This is a genomic window from Pedobacter sp. 05T44 (assembly GCF_056395985.1).
Genome location: NZ_JBFTKO010000025.1, coordinates 55,289 through 61,685, shown reverse-complemented (window position 1 = coordinate 61,685; position 6,397 = coordinate 55,289). Strand labels below are relative to the sequence as shown.

Genomic DNA, 6,397 nt, shown 5'->3' with positions numbered 1-6,397 from the left:
GCTACTGTACCGGCTGGGGGTATCTACGACAGAGTAGAGATCCGTTTCGGTGCATTGGTTTCTGCTTTAGACAATTTAAATATATACGGTGCGGAAGTTATTTATCCTAATCCGACAGTCACCTCAGGTGATCAGTCGATCTGTTCGGGTAGCACTGCTGTACTGAAAGCCACTGCTAACGGAGGTACTACTTTAAGATGGTTTGCTACGGCCAGCAGTACAACAGTACTTGCCACCGGAGAGACCTTTACTACCCCTGCACTGACTGCTACTACTACCTATTATATAGAAGTAAGCAAAGCTGGTTGTGCAAATGTAGAGCGTGTACCTGTTAAGGTAACGGTAACTTCAACACCAACTGCTCCTACGGTAGCAGCTGCAGGTCCTGTTTGTTCTGGATCTTCGGCAACACTATCAGTGAGCAGCCCAGTAGTTGGAATAACGTATACCTGGTATTCTGTTGCTACCGGCGGAACGGTACTGTTTACAGGAAATAGTTTCACTACTCCTGTATTATCTGCAAATACAACCTATTATGTACAAGCTTCAGCAGGCACCTGCACAAGTGCAACGCGTACAGCTGTAGCAGTTACGGTTAATCCGTTGCCAGCTCAAGCAACTGTTAGTACAAACAATGTTTCAATAAGCTCTGGGCAGACAGCAACTTTACTGGCAACTGCAAGTGCAGGAGCAACTATCAATTGGTATGCTGCACCAACCGGAGGAGCTACACTCGCAACAGGTGGCAGCTTTACAACCCCAGCATTAACAGCTACCACTACCTATTATGTAGAAACAGTTAATGCTAGTGGATGTGTTAGTTCCGCAAGAGTTCCTGTTACTGTTACTGTAGTCGGCGGGCCAGTTAATCCAAACTGTAATGCGGCTAATAGCCAGCAAAGTGGCATCGAAGGTATATGTCTGTTATGTGCTATAGTTGATCCAGGTAATTCTGTTGATAATAACTTCACAAATTATACTTCAATAGCGCTTCCAGTAGGTGTTGCTGGTTCAGGGTATCAAAGATTGCTGTTCCCAAGCTCGGGTGCTGCAACCGACAGTATCCGTCTGGATCTTGAAACTCCGACCGGCTTAGCAGATGTAACGGTGTTAGGTGGTATTCAGGTAAGAATAATGAATGGCACATCCGTTGTTAAAACCTATGATCTTAACGCTTCGTTGCTATATCTGAAACTATTAAGCGGTAATAGATTTTCAGCGACATTACCGGCAACGGGCATCTACGATAGAGTAGAAGTTAGGGCTGGTGGACTTGTGTCAGCCTTGGTAAATCTACGTATTTATGGAGCTGAAGTGATTTATCCAAATCCAACTGTTTCTGCAACTGGCCAAACAATCTGTTCAGGATCGGCAACAGTTCTTTCTGCAGCTGCAAACGGTGGAACAACTTTAAGATGGTACACAGATGCCACAGGTGGAACTTTGGTTCATACCGGAGAAAACTTTACAACCCCTGTATTGACTGTAAACACAACTTATTATATAGAAGTTAGCAAAGGAAGTTGTGCGAATAAAACACGTATTCCTGTTACAGTTACTGTAACTACTGCTCCGGCTAAACCTGTAGTAGCTGCAGTCGCCCCTGTTTGTTCAGGGTCTTCAGCTGTAATTCCAGTTACAAGCCCGGTAACAGGCACAACTTATAAATGGTATACTGTCGCAACAGGTGGAACAGCAATTTTCACTGGTGCAGTATTTACAACACCAGCGTTAACTGTAAATACAACTTATTATGTTGAAGCAGCGAACGGTACCTGCGTAAGCGCTACACGTACGGCGGTTGCTGTAAGTGTAAACCCACTTCCGGTGCTACCACAGATTCAAGCATCTGCTACAACAATTAACCCAGGTCAAACGGCTATATTGACAGCAACGTCTGCAGATGCAAACGTTATATTCAAATGGTATACGTCTGCAACTTCAACAACAGCCATTGCAACGGGACCAACTTACGTAACTCCACCACTTACTGCAACAACTACGTATTACCTGGAGGCAACTTCTAGTACTACGGGTTGTTCAGCACCAAGTCGTGTTCAGGTAACAATTAATGTAAATGGTGGCGGTAGCCCGAACCCGGTTCCTTGTGAAGCTCCAACTTTAGAAGAGCATGGAGTGAGGGGTGTTGCACTTCTTTCGGGGGTGTTTAATCCTGAATTAGCTATAGACAACAATACCAAAACCGGATCTTCTTTAGTCCTTGCAATAGGTGCATTAAATGCATCAGTTTATCAACGTTTGGGCTATTCGAGTTTGTCAAATATTGGTGATACTGTGCGCGTATTGTTAAGTGCCCCAGGAAAATTACTTTCATTGGGCATTCTTTCAAGCATCCGTGTGGGTACTTATGAAAATAATACAAATAACAATGATGGTTTAGCAATAAACGATCCTCTGGTACGTGTGGAATTGTTAAGTGGAAACACTGAAGCGCTAGTTTCATTTGTACCAACAAAAAGATTTAATAAAATTGAGGTTAGCGTAAATTCAGGACTTGCAGGAGTACTGACTACTGTTGATGTAAACTATGCACAACGCGTTCCAGTGGCTCCTGAAGTAACTGTGCCGAATGTTACAGCTTGTGCTTCTCAAACAGCTACACTCACTGTACTAAATCCTAAGGCAGGTATCACATATAAATGGTACAATGCAGCGGGAGTATTCCAGGCAAATGGAACTAGTTTCACAACACCTGCTTTAACTGCTAATACAAGATATTTTGTAGAAGCAAATACTGCCTCTGGTTGTACAAGCTATAGAACTGCAGTCAATATTACAGTTACACCTACACCTCAAACGCCTGTTTTGGTATCAAACGATATTAATACCTGTTTGGGTAACGATGTTACTTTAGCTGTAAGCAATCCGCTTACCGGAATTACTTATAAATGGTATAATAGTACAGGTGTATACCAGGCAGGTAAAGATGGAGTAACCTTTACAGTAACAGGTGTTAATGCAGCTACCAGCTATTCCGTGTCTGCGGTTAATAGTTGTTTAGTTGAGTCTGCAAAAGCAACGGCTAATATTAAAGTAGGTACACTGGATAAACCGGTAATCACACCGGCATCTGTTACTGTTAGATCAGGCGCTCGTGCAATTCTTACTGCTACCTCAAGTACAGCAGGTGCATTGTTTAAATGGTATGATTCTCCAACTTCAACAACAGTTCTTGCCACTACAGCTGAGTACACCACAGACCCATTAATAAATACAGGAACTGTTGATATCACAAGAACTTTCTATGTAACTGCAGAGTTAGCTTCAGGATGTCCGGCTTCAGCAAGAGCGTCAGTAGTGGTAACTGTTACCCCAAATGCATCTCCGACAGACATTCCTTGTGAAGCTGCGACCGTGGATCTTGGATATGGGGTTGATGGTTTGGGCATACTAACAGGGGTATTTAACCCAGAAAAAGCAATCGATGATGATGCAGAAAGTGCCTCTTCATTTGTTATGCCAGTTGGTGCATTGGGCGCCTCAGTTTATCAAAAAGTTGGATTTACAAGCCTATCTAATGTTGGTGATACACTTCGCGTTCGCGTAAGTTCTCCTGGTAAATTATTGTCGCTATCAATTTTATCTTCTGTAGAATTAACAACACTGAAAGCAGGCGTTAGCAATAACGATATGATTGTTGTTAGCAATCCGATTGTTCACCTTGAACTGCTTAGCGGAGACAGAGGCGCAATACTTTCTTTCGTTCCTCAGAAACAATTTGACGGAGTAGAGTTAAGAATAAGATCGGGTGTTGCCTCGGTTCTGAATACACTTGATTTTAACTACGCTCAACGTGCTATTGTTGCTCCAACTGTTCAAAGCGCCACAGTTAGTGCATGCGCCGGTACTTCAGCTACCTTATCTGTACAAAACCCAATTGCGGGTATTGTGTATAGATGGTATAAAGGAACTGAGTATTTAACCGGCAAAGACGGTGCAAGTTTAACCACTGATCCAACACTTGCAGCAGGTACCTATGATTATTTCGTACTTGCATTACGTAATGGCTGTCAAAGTGCTAAAACGAAGGTAACAGTTACCATCCTTGCATCACCAAATGCACCAGTGGCTGCAACAGGAAACCCTGCAACTACTTGTCCTAATACTCCGGTAGCGTTAAAAGTGAATCCTGTAACAGGTGTTACCTTCAACTGGTACGACGCGTTAACAGGCGGTAACCTTTTAGCTTCAAATACCGACACTTATACTACTCCTGCAGGATTATCTGTAGGCAAACATGACTTCTATGTAGAGGCGGTAAATGGTAACTCATGTGTAAATACAACGCCACGTACTAAAATTACATTAGAAGTAAATCCAACAGCACTTCCAACTGACATAACTGTTGCCGGAGCCAATGTACCTTTCTGTGCAGGAACAGAAGCAACACTAACGGCTACAAGTACCACCGTAACGTCACCTATATTTACATGGTATAAAGATGCAGCGTTAACTGATGTGGCCTTTACAGGTGCAACATTTAAAACTCCTGTACTTACTGTAACCACAACTTATTATGTAACGGTAAGAGGTGCAAATAAATGTGAGAATACTGCTGCTGCCGCTAAAACAGTGACCTTAACAGTTAACCCACCTGCAACAGCAGCTGATCTTGCGGTAAGTGGAGCTGACGCACCATTCTGTGCAGGTACGATAGCTACATTAACAGCAACTACAACTACTGTTACCAATCCGGTATTTACATGGTACAGCGATGCTGCGTTAACTAATCAGCTTTTTGAAGGACCTGTTTATAAAACACCGGCTCTGACCGCATCAACAACGCTTTATGTAACAGTAAAAGGTTCTAATAAATGCGAAAACTTAAGTTCAGGTGCAGAAATTGTGACCATAACAGTGAACCCTCCTGCAACTGCGGCAGACATTGCCGTTAGCGGAGCAGGAACACCTTTCTGTGCTGGTGCAATAGCAAATCTTGTCGCCAGCAGTACAACAGTAACAAATCCTGTGTTTACCTGGTACAAAGATGCGGCCTTAACTGATGTTGCATTTACGGGAGCAACATTTAAAACACCAGCCCTTACTGCAACTACTACTTATTATGTTACCGTTAAAGGAGGCAACAAATGCGAAAATGCCGCAGCAACAGCTAAGGCAGTTACTTTAACTGTTAACCCGCCTGCACTTGCTGCTGATATAAGTGTAGCTGGGGCTGATGCGCCATTCTGTGCGGGCAATACCGCTAAATTAACGGCAAGCAGTACAACGGTTGCCAACCCAGTGTTCACCTGGTACAGTGATGCTGCGTTAACAAATGCGGTGTTTACCGGAGCAATTTTTAACACTCCGGCACTTACCGCAACCAAAACCTACTACGTTACAGTTAAAGGATCTAACAAATGTGAAAACACTGCAGCAACGGCTAAAGCAATCACATTAACAGTTAATCCTCCAGCTTTGGCAACAGATATTAATGTAAGTGGAGCCGATAAACCATTCTGTGCAGGTACAACTGCTAGGCTAACTGCAAGCAGTACAACAGTAACCAACCCAGTATTTACCTGGTATAGTGATGCCGCATTAACTGATGTGGTATTCACCGGAGCAATATTCAATACACCAGCGCTTACAGCTACTAAAACTTATTATGTAACTGTAAGAGGTTCTAATAAGTGTGAAAACGCAGCAGCTAATGCTAAAGTTGTAACCTTAACTGTTAACCCACCTGCAATAGCATCTGATATTACAGTGGCGGGTGCAGGGGCGCCGATTTGTTTCGGAACAACTGCTAAATTAACAGCAAGCAGTACAACAGTAACTGATCCGGTATTTACCTGGTATACTGATGCTGCGTTAACCAATGCAGTATTTACCGGAGCAGAATTTACTACTCCAGTGTTAACCGCAACAACAACTTATTATGTAACTGTAAGGGGATCTAACAAATGTGAAAACACTGCATCAACAGCAAGAGTGGTTACCTTAACCGTAAATCCTCCGGCAGTGGCTTCAGACATAAGTGTAGGTGGTGCTGATGATCCGATTTGTGCTGGCACAACAGCTAAATTGACTGCAACTACTACAACAGTGACCAACCCTGTRTTTACCTGGTACAGTGATGCTGCGTTAACCAACGCTGTATTCACGGGAGCAGCCTTCACAACACCTGTGTTAACTGCAACTACCAGTTATTATGTAACTGTAAGGGGATCTAACAAATGTGAAAACACCTCATCATCAGCAAAAGTGGTTACGATAACCGTTAATCCACCGGCAACAGCCGCTGATATCAATGTGGCAGGAGCYGATTCTCCRTTCTGTGCAGGTACTTCAGCTAAGTTAACTGCAAGYAGTGTAACGGTAACTAATCCAGTATTTACCTGGTACAGTGAGCAGGTGCAACTGCTAAGCTAAC

General features: G+C 43.3%; 1 protein-coding gene. It reads left to right on the top strand.

Going from position 1 to position 6,397, the window contains the following annotated elements:
* On the top strand, positions 1-6,396 hold a 6,396-nt coding region (locus AC1DDK_RS24400), incomplete at its 5' end, for an immunoglobulin domain-containing protein (protein ID WP_477634126.1).
* Position 6,397: the final 1 nt, after the last annotated feature.